The following is a 19,001-nucleotide window of genomic DNA, read 5'->3' on the forward strand; positions in this document are numbered from 1 at the left end:
CGAGCTGCACCAGCCCGACCAGCCGGTGCAACGAATTTCCCTCCCCCGCCGCAGCCTGAAAGACTGTCTCGCAGAGGAGCTGCGGCGGCTTGACCCGGATGATGTATTCGGGGAGGTCATCACCGAAGGGCTCGCACGGACAAACCTGAGGAGCGTACGGACCAGTGAACACTGAACCAAAAGTCAGTATCCATCCTGATGCGGACCTCCTGGCAGCGTCCGTGGCGGCCCGGCTCCTGACGCGCCTGGTGGATATCCAGAATGAACGCGGCACAGCAACCGTGGTCCTCACCGGTGGAACCCTGGGCATCGGCGCCCTCCGCGCCGTCGCAGAGTCGCCGATACGGTCCGCCGTGGACTGGTCCGCCGTCGACTTCTGGTGGGGAGACGAGAGGTTCCTGCCCGCCGGGAATCAGGACCGCAACGCCGATCAGGCCAGGGCTGCACTGCTGGACCAGCTCGGGGTTTCCGACGAGCGCGTTCATGAGTTCGGAAGCTCCGATGCCTTCGACAGCCAGGATGACGCCGCTGCCGATTATGCGGCCAGGCTCCAGGAAGCGGCCCGGAAGGAAGCGGCCCTGGGCCTTGAGCTCTCCGATCCGCGGCTGCCCAGGTTCGACATCCTGCTGCTCGGTGTGGGGCCGGACGCGCATGTGGCATCCCTCTTCCCTGAAATGTCAGGAATCCGCACCAAGGGGCAGACGGTGGTGGGCGTGAACGGCGCTCCGAAGCCGCCGCCGGAGCGCGTCAGCCTCACCCTCGAGGCAATCAACTCGGCCGAGGAAGTCTGGCTCGCCGTCGCGGGCGCGGACAAGGCCGGAGCGGTCGGTCTCGCGCTCGCAGGAGCGGGCCCCGTGCAGGTGCCTGCGGCGGGCGCCCGGGGCCGGAGAAAGACCCTGTGGCTGATTGATCAGGAAGCAGCGAGCCAGCTCCCCGGACGCCTGATCGATAACGGCGACACGGACGCGGTCTAGACTGAGCGCTGCCGGCGCAACTGCGCCAGCGCATTCTCCAGCACCCTGGCTGCTTCCGCTTCGGTGCGGCGTTCCTTGACGTACTGGAGATGGCTCTTGAAGGGTTCGTCCCCGTCAATGTTGAGGTCCACCCCGGGTGAGCGTCCGGCGGGCCTGCCGCAACGTCCGCACTCCCAAACCTCCGGGATTTCGGTCTCGTTCAGTTTCGCGAAGGTCGGCCTTGTCTCGTGTCCCTCAAGACACCAGTAGCTGACAACGGTTCGGTCGACGACGCCGCGTCTGCGCTCAGCATCGAGGTGCCCGGAGGACCCGGCGCTGTAGCCTGACCCGACGCGCGTTCCCTTAAAAGCGTGTCCCGCGTTCACCATGGATTTCTCCCATCAGTACCGCACACGACCTGCGTTCGAGGTTCAGTGTACGCCCTGATGTGGTGGACGCGGGATAGCTTTGGCGGCTCACAGTGCCGCCCCGGACCGGGACCGGTTTCACCGGAACCGGCCGTCGGGTGTCAGGAATCCCCGGCGAAACGCTGGATCAGGCCCAGTGCCACGATGACTACACCCCAGGCGAGCCCAAGGGCCACCGTGAAGCGGTTAAGGTTGCGCTCGGCAACTCCGGACGATCCCATGCTGGTGGTCATACCGCCGCCGAACATATCGGACATGCCACCGCCCCTGCCTTTGTGGAGCAGAATGAGCAGTGTCAGCAGCAGGCTGGTGATACCCAGCAGTACCAACAGGATGATACGGAGAATTTCCACGGTGACCTTTCAGTGTGACCTTAACCGGTCACCAGATGGTGCTCGAACCTGACAATGTTAGCAAACTCATCGACGTCGAGGCTCGCTCCGCCGACGAGCACGCCGTCGACGTCGCGCTCCTTGAGGATCGCCGCCGCATTGGAAGCCTTGACCGATCCACCGTAGAGCAGGCGCACGCGGGCTGCGACCGATTCGTCAAACAGTGCCGCGAGCTCCGCGCGGATGGCCGCGCACATCTCCTGGGCATCAGCCGGCCCTGCGACTTCTCCCGTTCCGATGGCCCACACGGGCTCGTAGGCCACAACGAGTTCGCCGGCCTGCTCTGAGTCCAGACCGGCAACGTCCTGGCGCAACTGGGCCAGAGTGTGCTCGACGTGGGTTCCGGCCTGACGGACCTCGAGCCCCTCACCGACGCACAGTACCGGTACAAGATTGTGCCGGTATGCTGCCTGGACCTTCCGGTTCAACAGTTCATCGGATTCGTTGTGGATGGTCCGGCGTTCCGAGTGGCCGACCAGCACATAGGCGCATCCGAGCTTCTCAAGGAACTGCCCGGAGATGTCGCCGGTGTAGGCACCCGAGTCTTCCGGCGAGAGGTCCTGTCCGCCGTACACGACGTCGAGGTCGTCGCCTTTGACCAGCGTCTGCACGCCCCGCAGATCAGTGAAGGGCGGGAAGACCGCGACCTCCACCCGCGAGTAATCGTGCTTCGCGTCGTCGAGGGTCCACGCGAGCTTCTGCAGCAGGGTGATGCCCTGGACGTGGTCCAGGTTCATTTTCCAGTTGCCGGCGATGAGTGGACGACGGTCGTATGTTCCGTTCGTCGAGGAAGTCATGGAGTCTCCAGTTCTAGAAGTACTGCGGATGGATGTCAGCGCTGCAGAGCGGTCAGGCCGGGAAGTTCCTTGCCCTCAAGGTATTCCAGGCTGGCTCCGCCGCCGGTGGAGATGTGGCTGAAGCTGGATTCGTCGAATCCGAGTCCCCGGACCGCCGCAGCGGAGTCGCCGCCACCTACCACCGTGAGTGCGCCGGCAGCGGTGGCGTCGGCCAGTGCCTGCGCCACCGCCTTCGTGCCTGCTGCGAAGGCGTCGAACTCGAAGACTCCCATGGGGCCGTTCCAGAAGACGGTGCGTGCCTGCCCGATCTCCCGCGCGAAGGCTGCACCGGAGTCCGGGCCGATATCCAGTCCCAGCCCGGAGGAACCGAACTCCCCTGACTCCATTGCGTCAGCCGGACGGATCTCATGGCCGGCGTCGGGCGCGAACTTCTCTGCCACCACAATGTCGGTGGGCAGCACAAATTCCGTTCCGGCCTCCCTGGCACGGGCGAGGTAGCCCCGTACCGTGTCCAGCTGGTCTTCCTCCAGCAGGCTGGAGCCGACCTGGTGACCCTGGGCTGCCAGGAAGGTGAACACCATGCCGCCACCGATCAGCAGGCGGTCAGCTGTACCGAGGAGGTTTTCAATGACCGCAAGTTTGTCGGAGACCTTTGAACCGCCGAGGACCACCACAAAAGGCCGCTCCGGGTCAGTGGTGAGCCGCTGCAGCACATCAACTTCCGCCTTCACCAGATCGCCCTGATAGGCAGGCAGTCGCGAGGCCACGTCGTAGACGCTTGCATGCTTGCGGTGGACCGCTCCGAACGCGTCATCCACGTAGGCGCCGTTTTCACCGGTCAGCTGCACCAGCTCGTCTGCGAAAGCTGCCCGTTCGGCGTCGTCCTTGCTTGTCTCGCGCGGGTCAAACCGGACGTTCTCCAGGACGAGGACGCCCCCTTCCGAGAGTGCCTGGGCACGCTGACGCGCGCTGTCCCCGGTGACATCCTCAGCGAACGCCACGTCGAAGCCGGCCAGTTCAGACAACCGGTCCACGGCGGGTTTCAGCGAATACTTCTCTTCCGGGGCGCCCTTGGGACGCCCGAGGTGGGCCATCACAATCACGGCGGCACCGGCCTCCGCGAGCTTGCGCAGCACCGGGAGCGAGGCGCGGATGCGCCCGTCGTCCGTCACCCGCAGGGTGGGGAGGTCGCCCTCGAGCGGCACGTTGAGGTCCGACCGGACCAGAACACGCCGCCCGCGGACGCCCTCGTTCAGCAGTTCATCCAGGGAGGAGTAGCTCACGGTTTCCCTAGGAAAGCTTTGCCGCGACGATTTCGGTCAGGTCAACGAGCCGGTTTGAGTAACCCCACTCGTTGTCGTACCAGGAAACCACCTTGACCTGGTTACCGATCACCTTGGTGAGTCCGGAGTCGAAGATGGACGACGCCGGATCGGTGACAATATCCGAAGACACGATCGGGTCCTCGGTGTAGGTGAGGTAGCCCTTGAGCGGTCCTTCCGCTGCGGCGGCCTTGTAAGCAGCGTTGACTTCCTCGACGGAAACCTCGCGGCCGACGGTGACGGTGAGGTCAGTGGCGGAGCCGGTGGGGACCGGGACACGGATGGCGTAGCCGTCGAGCTTGCCCTTCAGCTCCGGCAGAACCAGCCCGATGGCCTTCGCAGCACCGGTGGAGGTCGGAACCATGTTGATGGCCGCTGCGCGCGCCCGGCGGAGGTCCTTGTGCGGCCCGTCCTGGAGGTTCTGGTCAGCGGTGTAGGCGTGGATTGTGGTCATGAGGCCGCGCTCGATGCCGAAGGCGTCATTGAGTACCTTCGCCAGCGGCCCGAGGCAGTTGGTGGTGCACGATGCATTCGAGATGATGTGGTGGTTTTCGGGATCATACTGGTCGTCGTTGACGCCGAGTACAACCGTGATGTCCTCGTCGGATGCGGGAGCGGAGATGAGCACCTTCTTGGCGCCGGCGTCAATGTGCTTGCGTGCATCCGAGGCCTTGGTGAAGAAACCGGTCGACTCGATGACGATGTCGACGCCCAGGTCCGCCCAGGGCAGGTTCGAAGGGTCGCGCTCGGCGAGGACCTTGATGGTTTTGCCGTCCACCACGAGTCCGCCGTCGGCAACCTCCACGCTGACGCCGAGCCGGCCCGTCACGGAGTCGTACTTCAGCAGGTGGGCAAGCGCCTCGGGGCTGGTGAGGTCATTGACGGCCACGATTTCGAGGTCCGCGCCCTGTTCGAGGGCCGCGCGGAAGTAGTTGCGCCCAATGCGCCCGAACCCATTGATTCCTATACGGGTAGTCACAGTTTCTATCTCCTTGATAGGGGTTGCTGCCGGCGGCTGTTGCCCTTAAAAAGGCGGACCGGTCCGGCGTCTGAAATCAATGCACCGCACTGTGCGCGTTTGTAAAGCGTTCATGGCTGCAGCCCCGTGGAATGTGACGGAGGCGACAGGAATCATCTTACGCATCGGGAACCTTTCCTGCCCGGTCAGGCAGGAAAGGTTACGCCGATGCGGGTGGAAGGGGTTATGACAGGGTGATCAACCCGCCCGCGTTTGCGCGGGCGCCCTCGAAGCGGCGGGCGACGTCGGCCCAGTTCACGATATTCCAGAAGGCCTTGACGTAGTCAGCCTTGACGTTGACGTAGTCAAGGTAGAAGGCGTGCTCCCACATATCGAGCATGAGCAGCGGGGTGGTTCCGACGGGAACGTTGCCCTGCTGGTCGTACAGCTGCTCGATCACGAGATTGCCGCCGATGGGCTCCCAGGCAAGCAGCGCCCAGCCTGATCCCTGGAGGCTCAGTGCGGCTGCATTGAAGTGCCCGCGGAATGCGTCGAATGAGCCGAACGCATCGTCGATCGCAGCGGCGAGCTCACCTTCCGGCTTGTCGCCTCCGTCCGGCGAGAGGTTGTTCCAGAAAACCGAGTGGTTCACGTGGCCGCCGGTGTGGAAGGCAAGATCCTTGGACAGCTTGGGAATATTGGTGAAGTCCCCGTTCTGGCGGGCCTCGGCGAGCTGCGCGAGGGCGTCATTGGCTCCCTTGACGTACGCAGCATGGTGCTTGCTGTGATGGAGCTCCATGATCCGCGCAGAGATGTGCGGCTCAAGGGCGGCGTAGTCGTAGTTGAGTTCGGGCAGTACGTATTCGCTCACGAAATCCTCCAGGTCCTGTAATGCTGTTCCGGGCTTGCCGCCCGGCTGTTGCGGTTCTCCAGGTGAGGCCCCGCTAACCTGGCGGCACGCGGAACCCCTTGAAGTCCCATCCTAAGCACGTATTCAGTCATCCAGCATGTCTGCAGTCACATTGGCATCGGTTCCCGGGATCCCCAGTTCCGCCGCACGCTTGTCCGCCATGGCTAGCAGGCGCCGGATGCGACCGGCGATGGCGTCCTTGGTCATGGGCGGATCCGCGATCCGCCCCAGCTCGTCAAGGCTCGCCTGCTTGTGCCCCACACGGAGTTCACCCGCGTACTTCAGATGGTCCGGGACTTCCTCACCGAGGATCTCCAGGGCCCGTTCAACGCGGGCGCCCGCTGCCACGGCTGCCTGCGCGGACCGCCGAAGGTTGGCGTCATCGAAGTTGGCAAGCCGGTTGGCGGTGGCGCGGACCTCCTTGCGCATCCTGCGCTCCTCCCACACCATCAGGGCGTCGTGTGCTCCCATGCGGGTGAGGAGGGCAGCGATGGTATCCCCGTCCCGGATGACCACGCGGTCAACGCCACGGACCTCCCGGGCCTTCGCGGTGATACCGAGTCGCCGCGCGGCACCGACAAGTGCCAGCGCGGATTCCGGCCCGGGACACGTGACCTCCAGGGCTGACGAGCGGCCCGGCTCGGTCAGGGACCCATGGGCCAGGAAAGCGCCTCGCCAGACGGCCTCCGCATCCGCCGCGGAACCATTGACGACGACGGACGGCAGCCCCCGCACCGGCCTTCCGCGGTTGTCGAGCAGGCCGGTTTGCCGGGCAAGCGACTCCCCGTCGCGGACCACGCGCACCACGTAACGGTTGCCGCGCCTCAGACCGTTCCCTGACACCACGATGATCTCGCTGTTGTGCCCGTAGACATCCGCGATGGCCGCACGCAGCCGTCTCGCGGTGGACGCCAGGTCCACTTCCGCCTCGATGACAATGCGCCCGGAGATAATGTGCAGGCCGCCGGCGAAGCGCAGGAGTGCGGAAACCTCAGCCTTGCGTACCGACGACTTCTTGACGTCGAGGTGTGAGAGTTCCTCTTTCACATCCGCGGTCAGCGCCACAGACATCCTCCTAAAATTCGCCGAACATGTCTTGGTAGGCCGTTGCCAGGCGCAACGCGTCATGAACCGGTCCGCCGCTTGAAGAGCCTACTTTACCCAAGAACGCACGCCCGCCCATTTCAGCTACCGCAGCTTCGAACTCACTGCGGTCGGAGACGACAGACGGGTCGGCAATCACTGCATCGACGCGGAATTCCGGAGCGTACCGCCTGATCACCGAGAGATGGTCGACGGCGCTCATCCCCTGGGTTTCCTTGGTGTCATTGCTCAGGTTCATGGTCAGGCAGCGCCGCGCCGTCGTGGTGCACAGTGCATCGCGCAGCTCGGGCAGGAGGAGATGAGGCAGCACCGAGGTGTACCAGGAACCCGGCCCCAGAATCACCCAGTCCGCCAGTTCGATCGCATTCAGCGCATCGACGCACGCCGGGGCGTCCTCGGGAAGCAGCCGGACCTTGCTGACGTTTCCCGAGCTTCCGGCCATGGCGAGTTGCGCCTGGCCGCTGATCCTGCGCATCCGGAGGCCGCCGTCGACCTCGGTGAGCACATCGCCCTCAATGGTGAGCGGCACGCTGGCCATGGGGAGCACCCGGCCCCTTGCCCCGAGCAGGGCGCCGGCCCACTGGAGCCCTGCAACCGGGTCACCCAGCAGTTCCCACAGCGTGACGATGAGGAGATTGCCGAGGGCGTGGTTATCGAGGGAACCCTGAACGCCGTCGCGTGAGGCAAAGCGGTGCTGCATCACGTCACGCCAGGTTCTCCCCCAATCCGTGTCATCACACAGCGCCGCCAGCGCCATCCGCAGGTCGCCCGGCGGCAGCACCCCAAGTTCCCGGCGGAGACGGCCCGAGGAGCCGCCGTCGTCGGCCACCGTCACCACAGCGGTGAGCTCAGAGGTGAGCAGGCGGAGGGCGGACAGTGAAGCGGACAGTCCGTGACCGCCTCCCAGCGCCACCACCGACGGCGCGTTGTCCTGCGTACCCGAACCGGCCCGCGCGGCCGAGATGGCTGGTATCAGCGGCAGTGATCCGGTGAGGACTGCCACTATTCCCGCCCGAGATCGCGGTGGTGGGCTGCTACCTCCACCCTGGGGAGCTGCGCGAGCCGCTGCGCGATCTCCTCGGTCACCGCGACGGAGCGGTGCTTGCCGCCCGTACAGCCGACGGCGATCGTTGCGTAGTGCTTGTTCTCGCGGCGGTAGCCCTCAAGGACGGGTTCAAGGGCGCTGACGTACCGGTCGATGAACTGCGAGGCGCCGCTCGCGTCCAGCACATAGTCCCGGACAGGCCCGTCGAGCCCTGTCTGCGGACGGAGCACGGGCACCCAGTGCGGGTTCGGGATGAACCGGACATCCGCGACGAAGTTGGCGTCGACCGGCAGCCCGTACTTGAATCCGAAGCTCATGACGTTCAGCCGCAGCACGATGGGCCCGGAATCGGAAAAGAGTTCGGTGATGGTGGTGGCGAGCGCATGCACGTTGAGCTGGGTGGTGTCCACCACCACGTCCGAGGCGTGCTTGAGTTCCTTCAGCACGTCCCGTTCGGCGGAGATCCCGTCCAGGATACGGCCATCCCCCTGCAGCGGGTGGGGGCGCCTTCCCTGCTCGAAGCGGCGGACGAGGGTGTCGTCTGCCGCGTCCAGGAACAACACCCGGTACGTGATGCCCGCAGCCCGCAAAGCCGCCAGGGAACCCTGGATATTGCGGAACAGTTCCTTGCTCCGCACGTCAATGACGACGGCGAGCTTCGGAATGGACTCCGGGGTCCGCGACACGATTTCGGTGAGGGTGCCGAGCATCTGGGGCGGGAGATTCTCCACGACGTACCAGCCGTGGTCTTCCAGCGCATTGGCTGCCGTACTGCGGCCCGCACCCGACATGCCCGTGACCACGAGGAGTTCGGACTCGGCAGGTTTGACCGGCGTTAGACCGTCAGTCTGGTTCATATGTAAGTTTTCCGTCCCACCGTTTGCACACAGCTGTCGAGCTCCTGTCGGCCGACCCGCGGCCGGCGTCCACGTCTACCCTAACTAAGAATCGAGTATTTCGCCGGTCATCATATTGACCGCCGGTGCGGGCGCCGGGTCGGTTCCCTCCCCGCTGCCTTCCGCCAGCTGACGCCAGATGGTCCCGGCCAGCGCCGGCCCCACACCCGGTACTTCCTGCAGCTCCTCAACACTCGCCGCCTTCAGCTTCCGGACGGAGCCGAAATGCTTCAGCAGCGCCCGGCGTTTGGCCGGACCGAGCCCGGGCACCTCGTCCAGAACGGAGACGGTCATGGACTTGCCGCGCTTCTGCCGGTGGTAGGCGAGAGCAAACCGGTGGGCTTCGTCGCGGATGCGCTGGAGCAGGAACAGCCCCTCGGAGGCGCGGGGAAGGATCACGGGGAAGTCTCCCTCGGGGAGCCATACCTCCTCCAGCCGCTTCGCCAGCCCGATGACAAAGACATCGTCGATGCCAAGGTCTTCGAGCGCACGGGCGGCCGCACGCACCTGGGGCTGTCCGCCGTCCACGACCACCAGGTTCGGAGGATAGGCGAACTTCTGGCGGGCAGGCATCTTCGGCTCCTGTTCGACGGGGCCGTTGCCGCCGTCGTCGTCGCCCGGCAGTGAATCCAGCGGATTCCGCTCGGCGAGGTAATTCCGGAACCGGCGCGAAATGACGTCATACATCGATGACGTGTCATCCCGGGCCGCATCCCCGGAGATCGAGAACCTGCGGTAGTCCGATTTCCGTGGGAGCCCGTCCTCGACGACAACCATGGACGCCACCACATTGGTGCCCTGAACATGGGAGATGTCGAAGCATTCAATCCGCATCAGCGGCATGGGAAGCTCCAACGCCTCCTGCAGCTCCTGCAGCGCGGCGGACCGGGTGGTGATGTCTCCGGCGCGGCGGCTCTTGTGCAGCCTCAGCGAGTCGGCGGCATTCTGCGCGACGGTGCCGAGCAGGGTGGCCTTGTCCCCCCGCTGGGGCACGCGGATGTCGACGGCGGCGCCGCGCAGCCGGCGGAGCCACTCGCGCATCTGCTCCTCGTTGCTGGGCATTTCCGGTACGAGGACCTCCCGCGGGATACGGTTGTTGCTGCTGCTGCCCTCGCCGTAGACCTGCTGGAGGAGGTGTTCGACGAGATCGGCGGTACTCATGTCCTCGACCTTCTCGACCATCCAGCCGCGCTGGCCCCGGATTCTTCCCCCTCGCACGTGGAAGACCTGGATCGAGGCCTCCAGCTCATCCTCCGCGAGGGCGAACACGTCGACGTCGGTATCCTCGCTGAGCACGACAGTGTTGCGTTCGAAGACGCGTTTGAGTGCGGCGATGTCGTCCCGGATGCGGGCAGCGGACTCGTAGTCCAGCCCAGCGACGGCGGCGGACATCTTCTGCTCCAGTTCACGGATGAATCGGTTGGCCTGACCCGACATGAAGTCGCAGAACTGGTTCGCCAGTTCCCTATGGTCTTCGGGTGAGATCCGTCCGACGCAGGGGGCGGAGCACTTGTCGATGTAGCCCAGCAGGCACGGCCTCCCGGAACGCTCCGCGCGCTTGAACACTCCTGCGCTGCAGGTGCGCACGGGGAAGACCCGCAGCAGGGTGTCCACCGTCTCGCGGATTGCCTTCGCCGGGTAGAACGGACCGAAGTAGCGCGTGTCCTTGCGCCGGTCGCCGCGCATGACCTGCACCCGCGGGTACTTCTCCCCGAGGGTGACCGCGAGGTACGGGTAGGACTTGTCGTCGCGGAACATCACGTTGAACCGCGGATTGAACTCCTTGATCCAGGTGTACTCCAGCTGGAGTGCCTCAAGTTCGCTGCCGACCACCGTCCACTCCACACTGGCCGCGGTGTGCACCATGGCCCGGGTGCGGGGCATCAGTCCCCGGGGATTGGCAAAGTAGGAGTTGAGCCTGGAGCGAAGGTTCTTCGCCTTGCCGACATACACAACCCGCCGGTGCTGGTCGCGGAACCGGTACACACCTGGGTCCTGCGGAATTTCGCCGGTCCTCGGGCGGTATGTTGCTGGATCTGCCACCCCAATATCCTACCGGTGGACGCGCGCCCACCCCGCACCGGGGCTGCGCCGGCCGGAAGGGTGGTTATTCGGTGGCGCCCTTGTTGTAGCCCGCCGCCCGGTCCTGGCCGGTCAGCGCGGCTATGGCGTCCATGATGGTGTCGGTTGCCTGCCTGCGCGCCGGCAGCGAGTGGTCGGGGCCGGTCCGCTCGAAATACAGCGGTTCACCGATTCTCATGGTGAAGTGCTGCGGCCTGATCCAGCGGCTGCCCGCGGGCTGCAACCGGTCCGTGCCGAGCAGTCCGACCGGAACCACCGGCGCTCCGGTAGTCAGGGCAAGCCAGCCAACGCCGGTCCGCCCCCGGTACAGCAGCCCGTCACGTGACCTGGTCCCTTCGGGATAAATGCCGACGCCGTCCCCCGCCTCCAGCATTTCGAGCAGGGTCTTGAGCGCCTGCACGCTGGCCGCCTGCTGGCCCCGCTGCACGGGGATGGATCCGACTCCCTCGAAGAACGAGCGCATGAGTGCGCCCTTCACGCCGGTGCCGGTGAAGTACTCGGCCTTGGCGAAGAACGCGACAGGGCGCGGCATGAGCGCCTGCACCAGCACGCTGTCCAGGAACGACAGGTGATTCGGAGCAACGATGAACCCGCCGCTCGGCGGCACATTTTCGAGCCCGACGACGGTCGGCCGGCAGAGCCCCGCGATCAGTCCGCGGGTGCTGCTGCGCGTCAGGTCATAGACGCCCATGCGTCACCGCCGGAACGGGATCGGCGTACGCGAGCAGTCGGTCAAGCAGCGCTCCTGCCGAAGATACGACGGCGGCGGGCCGGGTACGGTCGAACTCCTCCGCGCTGCCGAACCCCCAGTCCACCGCGACGCACTCAAGACCGTTTGCAGCGGCCCCCTCAATGTCATGCGAGCGGTCGCCGACCATCACGGCGCGCTCATAGCGGCCCGCATGCTGAGCCAGGGCCGCAGCAATGATTGTCCGCTTTCCGTCGAGCAGCGCCGCGGCCAGTTCGTCGTCCGGCGCTCCGTGGATCGAGGCGAACAGTGCAGTCATGCCCTGCACGTCGAGAAGTTCCCGGGCCAGGCGCTGGGGTTTCTGGGTGGCGACGGCAACAGTGTGGCCAAGGTCGCTGAGCGCGAGCACAGTGTCCGCAATCCCCGGGTAGGGCCGGCTCTCCTGCATGCCGCGTGCACGATAACCCGCCCGGTACACAGCGATGACCTCGTCAACCCGGTCCTGTGGTACCCGGGCGATATCCGTCAACGACCGGACCAGCGCGGGCCCGACCATCCGCCGCATGTCTCCGGGAGCGGGAACCGGCAGCCCCACCGTGCGCAGCGCACCTGCGATCCCGCCGGTGATGGCTCCTGCCGGGTCCACCAGGGTGCCATCCAGGTCAAATAGGACGAGGAGCCGCGTATTCTTCACCGGGCAAGTTTCCCATAGCACCGGCCGCCCCCGAAATTGCATACCAAAAGCGGAATATAAGACCTAGGGCTTGAGGACCTCGGCGAGGAAGGTGCCGGTGTGGCTTCCCTCCGCGACAGCGACCTGCTCCGGTGTGCCGGTGGCGACAATCTCGCCGCCGCCCGACCCGCCATCGGGCCCGAGATCGATCACCCAGTCCGCGCTCTTGATGACGTCCAGGTTGTGTTCGATGGTGATGACGGTATTCCCCTTGTCCACGAGCCCCTGCAGTACCTGCAGCAGCTTGCGGATATCTTCGAAGTGCAGGCCGGTGGTGGGCTCGTCCAGGACGTAGACGCTGCGACCGTTTGACCGTTTCTGAAGCTCGCTCGCGAGCTTCACGCGCTGCGCCTCGCCGCCCGAGAGGGTAGTGGCGGGCTGTCCGAGACGCACATAGCCGAGGCCGACGTCGACCAGCGTGGTCAGGTGGCGTGCGATCGGCGCGAAGGCAGCGAAAAACTCGGCGGCCTCCTCAATCGGCATATCGAGGACGTCGGCGATCGTCTTGCCCTTGTAGTGGACCTCAAGGGTTTCCCGGTTGTACCGCGCGCCATGGCACACTTCGCACGGCACGTAGACATCCGGCAGGAAGTTCATTTCGATCTTCAGCGTGCCGTCTCCCGAGCAAGCCTCGCAGCGGCCGCCCTTGACGTTGAATGAGAACCTGCCGGGAAGGTAGCCGCGCACCTTTGCTTCCGTGGTCTCAGCGAACAGCTTGCGGATGTTGTCGAAGACACCGGTGTAGGTGGCGGGATTCGACCGCGGGGTCCTGCCGATCGGGCCCTGGTCCACGTGGATGACCTTGTCCAGATGCTGCAGTCCGTCGATCCGGCGGTGGCGTCCGGCTACCTGCTTGGCGCCGTTGAGCTTGTTGGCCAGGACCTTGTACAGGATTTCATTGACCAGGGTGGATTTCCCGGAGCCGCTGACGCCCGTCACGGCGGTGAGTACGCCCAGCGGGAAGGTGACGTCGACGCCCTTCAGGTTATGCTCCCGGGCGCCTACGACCTTCAGTTGCCGGGAGCGGTCGATCTTCCGGCGCCTGGCCGGCGGATCGATCCGCCGCCTCCCGGAGAGGTAGTCCCCCGTGATGGACTGTTCATTCCTCAGGAGATCCTCCAGGGAACCGGAGTGGACAACCTGTCCTCCGTGTTCGCCGGCCCCGGGTCCGATGTCGACGATCCAGTCGGCCTCGTTGATGGTGTCTTCGTCATGTTCAACGACGATCAGGGTGTTGCCCAGGTTCCGCAGCCTGGTCAGGGTTTCAATGAGTCGCCGGTTGTCACGCTGGTGGAGCCCGATGGAGGGTTCGTCAAGGACATACAGCACGCCCACCAGGCCGGATCCGATCTGCGTGGCGAGCCGGATGCGCTGCGCTTCCCCACCGGAGAGGGTGCCCGCCGCCCGTTCAAGATTCAGGTACTCGAGCCCGACGTCCAGCAGGAAGCGGAGCCTTGCCTGGATCTCCTTGAGAACCTGGGATGCGATCTGCGCCTCGCGTCCGGTGAGGACAAGGTTGTTCAGGAAGTCGCTGCAGTCCCGCATGGGCATTGCTGCGACCTCGGCGATGGACCGCCCGTTGATCAGCACGGACAACGACGCCGGGTTGAGCCTCGCTCCCCCGCATTCCGGGCACGGGACCTGGCGCATGTATTCCTCGTAACGGTCCCTGGCGTAATCGGATTCCGTCTCGAGGTGCTTGCGGTGGATGTACTGGACGGCGCCCTCGAACCCGGTGCTGTATTTCCGCTCGCGGCCGAACCGGTTGCGGTACTGCACCACCACCTTGTGGTCCTTGCCGTACAGGGCCGCATCGCGGGCATGCGCAGGCAGCTTCTTCCAGGGTGAATCCATGGAGAAGTTGAGTTCCTTCGACAGTCCCTCGAGCAGCCGGGTCCAGTACTCCAGCGTGGCCGTGCCGAGCGCCCAGGGCGCTATGGCGCCCTCCCGGAGAGAAAGATCGGGATTCGGAACTACCAGCTCCTCGTCCACCTCGAGCTTGGTGCCGATCCCTGTGCAGGCAGGGCAGGCACCGAACGGGTTGTTGAACGAGAAGGACCGCGGTTCGATCTCGTCAATGGCAAGCGGGTGCTCGTTGGGACAGGCAAGGTTTTCCGAAAAGGCCCTCAGCCGGTGCGGGTCCTCGGAGTCGAGGTCGACAAAATCGGCCAGGACACGGCCCTCGGCAAGATTGAGCGCCGTTTCGATCGAATCGGTGAGGCGCTGCCGGACGCCGGCCTTATTGGCAAGGCGGTCAACGACAACCTCGATGGTGTGCTTGTACTGTTTGCCGAGCTTCGGCGGATCCGTCAGCTGAATCAGCTCACCGTCGACCCGTGCCCGGGAGTAGCCCTTCGACGCGAGGTCCTGGAAGAGATCGACGAACTCGCCTTTACGCCCCCGCACCACCGGGGCAAGTACCTGGAAGCGCGTGCCTTCGTCGAGTTCCATCAACTGGTCGACGATCTGCTGGGGAGTTTGCTTGGTTACCGCCTCCCCGCACACCGGGCAGTGGGGCCTGCCTACGCGCGCCCACAGGAGGCGCATGTAGTCATAGATCTCAGTGATGGTTCCGACAGTGGAGCGGGGGTTTTTGCTGGTGGACTTCTGGTCGATCGACACCGCGGGAGACAGGCCCTCGATGAAATCGACGTCCGGCTTGTCCACCTGCCCCAGGAACTGCCGGGCGTAGGCGGAGAGCGACTCCACGTACCGGCGCTGGCCCTCGGCGAAGATGGTGTCGAAGGCCAGGGAGGACTTGCCGGATCCTGACAGGCCGGTGAAGACGATCATGGCATCCCGCGGCAGGTCCAGGTCAACGTTGCGGAGGTTGTGTTCCCGGGCGCCCTTGACGATGAGCCGGGACAGGTCCTGCGGCATCTTGTCAGGGAAGGAGAGGCCGGAATCCACGGAGGTTGCTATAGACACCATTTCACTTTAGAGGAAACTTCTCTCGAACATTTATTCGAATGCGGGTATTCCCGGCGTGTCGCGGAGAATGTTCACCGACGGCGCAGAGCCGCGCGCAGGTAGGACACCGCTTCCTCCTCGGTCAGGCCGTTCGCCTTGATGAGCCGGGCGTACTCGGCCGCCCCCTCCGCCGCCTTGCGGCGCGCCTCGTCACCGGCGGCGGCAACGACCGTTCCGGCACGTGAGCGCGTCACAACAATATGCGCCTGCTCCAGTTCCCGGTACGCCCGGGCGACGGTATTCACGGCCACGCCCAGGTGCCCGGCAAGCGTTCGGACCGGGGGAAGGCGGGTACCGACGGGCAGGGAGCCGTCATTGGCGGCATCCAGGATCTGGACGCGCAGTTGCTCGTACGGCGGCACCGAACTGTTGGCGTCAATCCGCAGCCACGCCGATACATCAGAATTCACGGGCGCTCCTGGACGACGGTGGACGGGTGCTCACATTCTGCCACGAGTATGTTGCATCACCATCGGCACTAGAGTGGCCACCATGCATGATCTTGCCGAGGTAACCATCCGCAGTATCCCGGTCAGCGAGATGGACAACAACGTCTACCTCATCACGGCGAAAGCCACGGGTGCCCAGGTGCTCATTGACGCGGCCGATGACGCCGCGGGCATTCTGCGGCTGCTCGCCGACGGGGCGAAGGACGCCAGGGTACCGGCAAAGCTCGCCCTCATTGTGACAACCCACTCCCACTGGGACCACGTCCGTGCGCTGGCCGACATCGTCAGGGCGACGGGCGCGCGCACCGCGACGGGCCGCGAGGACATCGGGGACATCCCGGTGCCCACCGATGTGCCGCTCTCCGACGGCGATGTCGGGGAGTTCGAGGGATTCAGTCTGGAAGCCATTGCGCTGCGCGGCCACACCCCAGGCTCCATCGCCCTGGCCTACCGGGATCCCGGCGGCCCCGCGCACCTGTTCACCGGCGACTCGCTCTTTCCGGGAGGACTCGGCAATACCGGCGGGGACGCCGCCCGGTTCGAATCCCTGTACAACGACGTCGTCGAACGGATCTTCAACAGGTTCGGTGACGACACCGTTGTGCATCCGGGACACGGCAAATCCACCACGCTGGGTGCGGAACGCCCCTCCCTGCCCGAGTGGCGGTCCCGCGGCTGGTGAACTGAGCGTCCGCCGCTCCAGCGGATAGGCTGGGAGGACATGAGCATCCAGGAGCATCTCCCCCACACCGAGCGGCCGGGCGCGCCCGATCCCGACGCCGTCTATACCGCCTTCCATTCGTGGTCTGCCGACACGGGAATCACCCTCTACCCGGCTCAGGACGAGGCAGTTCTGGAACTCGTGTCCGGCAACAACGTGATCCTCGCGACCCCCACAGGCTCAGGCAAGTCGCTGGTTGCGGTCGCTGCGCATTTCCACGCGATCGCCGAGGGGCGCCGGAGCTACTACACCGCTCCGATCAAGGCGCTCGTATCCGAGAAGTTCTTCGCTCTCTGTGCCATCTTCGGCGCTGAGAACGTCGGGATGGTCACCGGTGACTCTGCCGTGAACCAGGATGCTCCCATCATCTGCTGTACCGCGGAGATCCTGGCGAACATTGCCCTGCGCGAAGGTAACCGCGCGGAGGTTGGCACAGTCATTATGGACGAGTTCCATTTCTACGCGGATCCCCAGCGCGGCTGGGCCTGGCAGGTCCCGCTCCTGGAACTGCCGCAGGCCCAGTTCCTCCTGATGTCCGCGACGCTCGGCGACGTCGAGCGGTTCGAGAAGGACCTGACGAACCGGACAGGCCGTCCCACAGTGCTGGTCAGTTCCGGGGACCGGCCGATCCCCCTCAACTTCTACTACTCCGAGAATCCCCTCCAGGAGACCCTCGAGGAGCTGCTGTCCACCAATCAGGCGCCCGTCTACGTAGTCCACTTCAGCCAGGCTGAAGCCATCGAGCGTGCCCAGAACCTGATGAGCATCAACGTCTGCACCCGGGAGGAGAAGGACCGGATCGCGGCGCTCATTGCCCACTTCCGGTTCTCGTCCGGCTTCGGCAAGACCCTCAACCGGCTGGTCCGCCATGGAATCGGTGTCCACCACGCGGGCATGCTGCCGAAGTACCGGCGCCTGGTGGAGCAGCTCGCGCAGGCAGGACTCCTGAAGGTCATCTGCGGCACCGACACACTGGGAGTGGGCATCAACGTGCCCATCCGCACCGTGCTCCTGACCGCCCTCAGCAAGTACGACGGCGTGCGCACCCGTCTGCTCAATGTACGGGAGTTCCACCAGATCGCCGGGCGAGCGGGACGTGCGGGGTACGACACCTCCGGCACCGTCGTGGTGCAGGCGCCGGACCACGTCGTCGAGAACACCAAGGCGATGGCCAAGGCCACCGCGAAGTTCGGGGATGACCAGAAGAAGCTGCGGCAGGTGGTGCGCAAGAAGCCGCCGCAGGGTTTCGTTTCCTGGGGCAGGCCCACCTATGACCGCCTGGTGGAGGGCACCCCGGAACCGCTTGCGTCAAGCTTCGCCGTGAGCCACTCGATGCTGCTGAACCTGCTCGAGCGGCCGGGTGACCCGCTGCGCGCAGTCCAGAACCTGTTGCGCAGTAACCATGAACCGCCGGCGCGGCAGTACGCGCACCTTCGCCGGGCGATCAGCATCTACCGGGAGCTCGTGGCGGCGGGAATCGTGGAACGGCTTCCGGAGCCGGACGAGGAAGGGCGCACGGTGCGGCTCAGGGTCCATCTGCAGGCCAACTTCGCGCTGAACCAGCCACTCTCCCCCTTCGCCCTGGCCAGCCTGGAGCTTCTCGACCCGGAAAGCCCGGCGTACGCACTCGACGTTGTCTCCGTCATCGAGGCAACTCTCGAAAAGCCGCGGCAGGTATTGAGTGCCCAGGAGAAAAAGGCGCGCGGCGAGGCGATCGCCGCCATGAAGGCTGACGGTCTGGACTATGACCAGCGCATGGCGCGCCTCGAGGAAATCTCGTACCCGCAGCCGCTCGCGGAGTTGCTGCAGCAGGCATTTGAGACCTACCGCTCGGGAGCCCCCTGGCTCGGGGACTTCGAACTCACCCCGAAGTCCGTTGTGCGGGACATGTATGAACGGGCGATGAACTTCGGCGAGTACATTGCGTTCTACTCGCTCGCCCGGTCGGAGGGCATCCTCCTGCGGTACCTCGCCGACTGTTTCAAGGCGCTGCGTCAGACTGTCCCGAGAGATGCGCTTCGCGAGGACCTCACCGACATTATCGAATGGCTCGGTGAAATGATCCGCCAGGTTGACTCAAGCCTGCTCGATGAGTGGGAGCAGTTGGCAGCCGGGACGGCGTCGTCGGATTCCGCGTCTGTCGATCTGCCGCCGGAGCCCGACTCCGTGACGTCCAATGAGCGCGCTTTCCGAGTGATGGTGCGCAATGAAATGTTCCAGCGCGTCCAGCTCTTCGCAGCGGAGGACGATGCCGCGCTCGGCAGGCTCGACGAAGCCTCCGGGTGGGATGCGGACCGTTGGGCGGAGGCGCTCGACGGGTATTTCGACGCCCATGACGACATCGACGACGGTCCGGACGCACGAGGGCCCGCGCTGCTGATCATCCGGCAGCTTCCGGGCCGCTGGGAGGTTCGGCAGATCTTCAAGGACCCGTCCGGAGACCAGGACTGGGGCATCAACGCGGTCGTTGACCTTGCCGCGTCGGACGAGGCGGGATTCCCCGTCGTTGCCGTCACCTCCGTCGGCGGACCCTGACCCTTGCCGCAGGGGCCG

Annotated in this window: 18 protein-coding genes; 4 read left to right on the top strand and 14 right to left on the bottom strand. The window is 65.3% G+C overall.

From position 1 onward, the window contains the following. Both X803_RS21225 and pgl read left to right on the top strand, forming a co-directional pair. Positions 1–175 (top strand): OpcA/G6PD domain-containing protein (locus X803_RS21225; RefSeq protein ID WP_173400889.1); only part of this gene is annotated, 175 nt, incomplete at its 5' end. After that, entirely contained in the window at positions 165–974 is an 810-nt protein-coding gene (pgl, locus tag X803_RS0100805) for a 6-phosphogluconolactonase (RefSeq protein ID WP_026543637.1), read from the top strand. The genes X803_RS21225 and pgl, both read left to right, overlap by 11 nt. Here pgl and X803_RS0100810 read toward each other — a convergent pair. From X803_RS0100810 to X803_RS0100875, 14 genes are all read right to left on the bottom strand, one after another. Beyond that, positions 971–1,342, bottom strand: a complete 372-nt coding sequence (locus X803_RS0100810) for an RNA polymerase-binding protein RbpA (protein WP_026543638.1) — start codon at positions 1,340–1,342, stop codon at positions 971–973. The two genes, pgl and X803_RS0100810, sit on opposite strands and share 4 nt — an antisense overlap. 140 nt (positions 1,343–1,482) lie before the next feature. Beyond that, a complete protein-coding gene (gene secG, locus X803_RS0100815; protein ID WP_026543639.1) occupies positions 1,483–1,734 on the bottom strand; it encodes a preprotein translocase subunit SecG in 252 nt (83 codons plus the stop codon). 20 nt (positions 1,735–1,754) lie between these two features. Beyond that, entirely contained in the window at positions 1,755–2,570 is an 816-nt protein-coding gene (gene tpiA, locus X803_RS0100820) for a triose-phosphate isomerase (RefSeq protein WP_026543640.1), read from the bottom strand. A 35-nt stretch (positions 2,571–2,605) separates the two neighbouring features. Continuing rightward, complete coding sequence (locus X803_RS0100825) at positions 2,606–3,853, bottom strand: phosphoglycerate kinase (RefSeq protein ID WP_026543641.1); 1,248 nt, start codon at positions 3,851–3,853, stop codon at positions 2,606–2,608. Between the two features lie 7 nt (positions 3,854–3,860). Further along, a complete protein-coding gene (gene gap, locus X803_RS0100830) occupies positions 3,861–4,871 on the bottom strand; it encodes a type I glyceraldehyde-3-phosphate dehydrogenase (protein ID WP_026543642.1) in 1,011 nt (336 codons plus the stop codon). 223 nt (positions 4,872–5,094) lie between these two features. Beyond that, positions 5,095–5,721, bottom strand: coding sequence for a superoxide dismutase (locus X803_RS0100835; protein ID WP_026543643.1), 627 nt, complete (start codon positions 5,719–5,721; stop codon positions 5,095–5,097). A 123-nt stretch (positions 5,722–5,844) separates the two neighbouring features. Then, positions 5,845–6,825: a DNA-binding protein WhiA gene (gene whiA / locus X803_RS0100840; RefSeq protein ID WP_026543644.1), complete on the bottom strand. Its 981-nt coding sequence runs from the start codon at positions 6,823–6,825 to the stop codon at positions 5,845–5,847. A 10-nt stretch (positions 6,826–6,835) separates the two neighbouring features. Next, positions 6,836–7,867, bottom strand: a complete 1,032-nt coding sequence (gene yvcK / locus X803_RS0100845; protein WP_026543645.1) for a gluconeogenesis factor YvcK family protein — start codon at positions 7,865–7,867, stop codon at positions 6,836–6,838. Then, entirely contained in the window at positions 7,867–8,766 is a 900-nt protein-coding gene (rapZ, locus tag X803_RS0100850; protein ID WP_026543646.1) for an RNase adapter RapZ, read from the bottom strand. Before rapZ ends, yvcK begins: the two co-directional genes overlap by 1 nt. Positions 8,767–8,850: 84 nt before the next feature. Then, complete coding sequence (gene uvrC / locus X803_RS0100855) at positions 8,851–10,848, bottom strand: excinuclease ABC subunit UvrC (RefSeq protein WP_026543647.1); 1,998 nt, start codon at positions 10,846–10,848, stop codon at positions 8,851–8,853. Positions 10,849–10,912: 64 nt separating this feature from the next. Beyond that, positions 10,913–11,578, bottom strand: coding sequence for a lysophospholipid acyltransferase family protein (locus tag X803_RS0100860; protein WP_026543648.1), 666 nt, complete (start codon positions 11,576–11,578; stop codon positions 10,913–10,915). After that, on the bottom strand, positions 11,565–12,269 hold the full coding sequence (locus X803_RS0100865; protein WP_026543649.1) for an HAD hydrolase-like protein: 705 nt from the start codon (positions 12,267–12,269) through the stop codon (positions 11,565–11,567). Before X803_RS0100865 ends, X803_RS0100860 begins: the two co-directional genes overlap by 14 nt. A gap of 63 nt (positions 12,270–12,332) precedes the next feature. Further along, positions 12,333–15,239 (bottom strand): excinuclease ABC subunit UvrA, encoded by a 2,907-nt coding sequence (gene uvrA, locus X803_RS0100870; RefSeq protein WP_035777371.1) that lies wholly within the window; start codon positions 15,237–15,239, stop codon positions 12,333–12,335. Between the two features lie 71 nt (positions 15,240–15,310). Next, positions 15,311–15,688 (bottom strand): GntR family transcriptional regulator, encoded by a 378-nt coding sequence (locus X803_RS0100875; protein ID WP_026543651.1) that lies wholly within the window; start codon positions 15,686–15,688, stop codon positions 15,311–15,313. An 82-nt stretch (positions 15,689–15,770) separates the two neighbouring features. Between X803_RS0100875 and X803_RS0100880 the strand changes: the two genes are divergently transcribed. Next, positions 15,771–16,409, top strand: coding sequence for an MBL fold metallo-hydrolase (locus X803_RS0100880; RefSeq protein ID WP_026543652.1), 639 nt, complete (start codon positions 15,771–15,773; stop codon positions 16,407–16,409). A 39-nt stretch (positions 16,410–16,448) separates the two neighbouring features. Continuing rightward, positions 16,449–18,983 (top strand): DEAD/DEAH box helicase, encoded by a 2,535-nt coding sequence (locus X803_RS0100885; RefSeq protein WP_026543653.1) that lies wholly within the window; start codon positions 16,449–16,451, stop codon positions 18,981–18,983. Positions 18,984–19,001 lie beyond the last annotated feature (18 nt).

It is taken from the genome of Arthrobacter sp. 35/47, from assembly GCF_000520475.1.
GTDB classification, from domain to species: domain Bacteria; phylum Actinomycetota; class Actinomycetes; order Actinomycetales; family Micrococcaceae; genus Arthrobacter_D; species Arthrobacter_D subterraneus.

What these genes read in the sequence shown, in the direction of transcription:
- tpiA (WP_026543640.1), bottom strand. Translation starts at nt 2,570, where the DNA reads ATGACTTCCTCGACGAACGGAACATACGACCGTCGTCCACTCATCGCC.
- rapZ (WP_026543646.1), bottom strand. Translation starts at nt 8,766, where the DNA reads ATGAACCAGACTGACGGTCTAACGCCGGTCAAACCTGCCGAGTCCGAA.
- uvrA (WP_035777371.1), bottom strand. Translation starts at nt 15,239, where the DNA reads ATGGTGTCTATAGCAACCTCCGTGGATTCCGGCCTCTCCTTCCCTGAC.
- X803_RS0100885 (WP_026543653.1), top strand. Translation starts at nt 16,449, where the DNA reads ATGAGCATCCAGGAGCATCTCCCCCACACCGAGCGGCCGGGCGCGCCC.
- X803_RS0100810 (WP_026543638.1), bottom strand. Translation starts at nt 1,342, where the DNA reads ATGGTGAACGCGGGACACGCTTTTAAGGGAACGCGCGTCGGGTCAGGC.
- X803_RS0100880 (WP_026543652.1), top strand. Translation starts at nt 15,771, where the DNA reads ATGCATGATCTTGCCGAGGTAACCATCCGCAGTATCCCGGTCAGCGAG.
- X803_RS0100860 (WP_026543648.1), bottom strand. Translation starts at nt 11,578, where the DNA reads ATGGGCGTCTATGACCTGACGCGCAGCAGCACCCGCGGACTGATCGCG.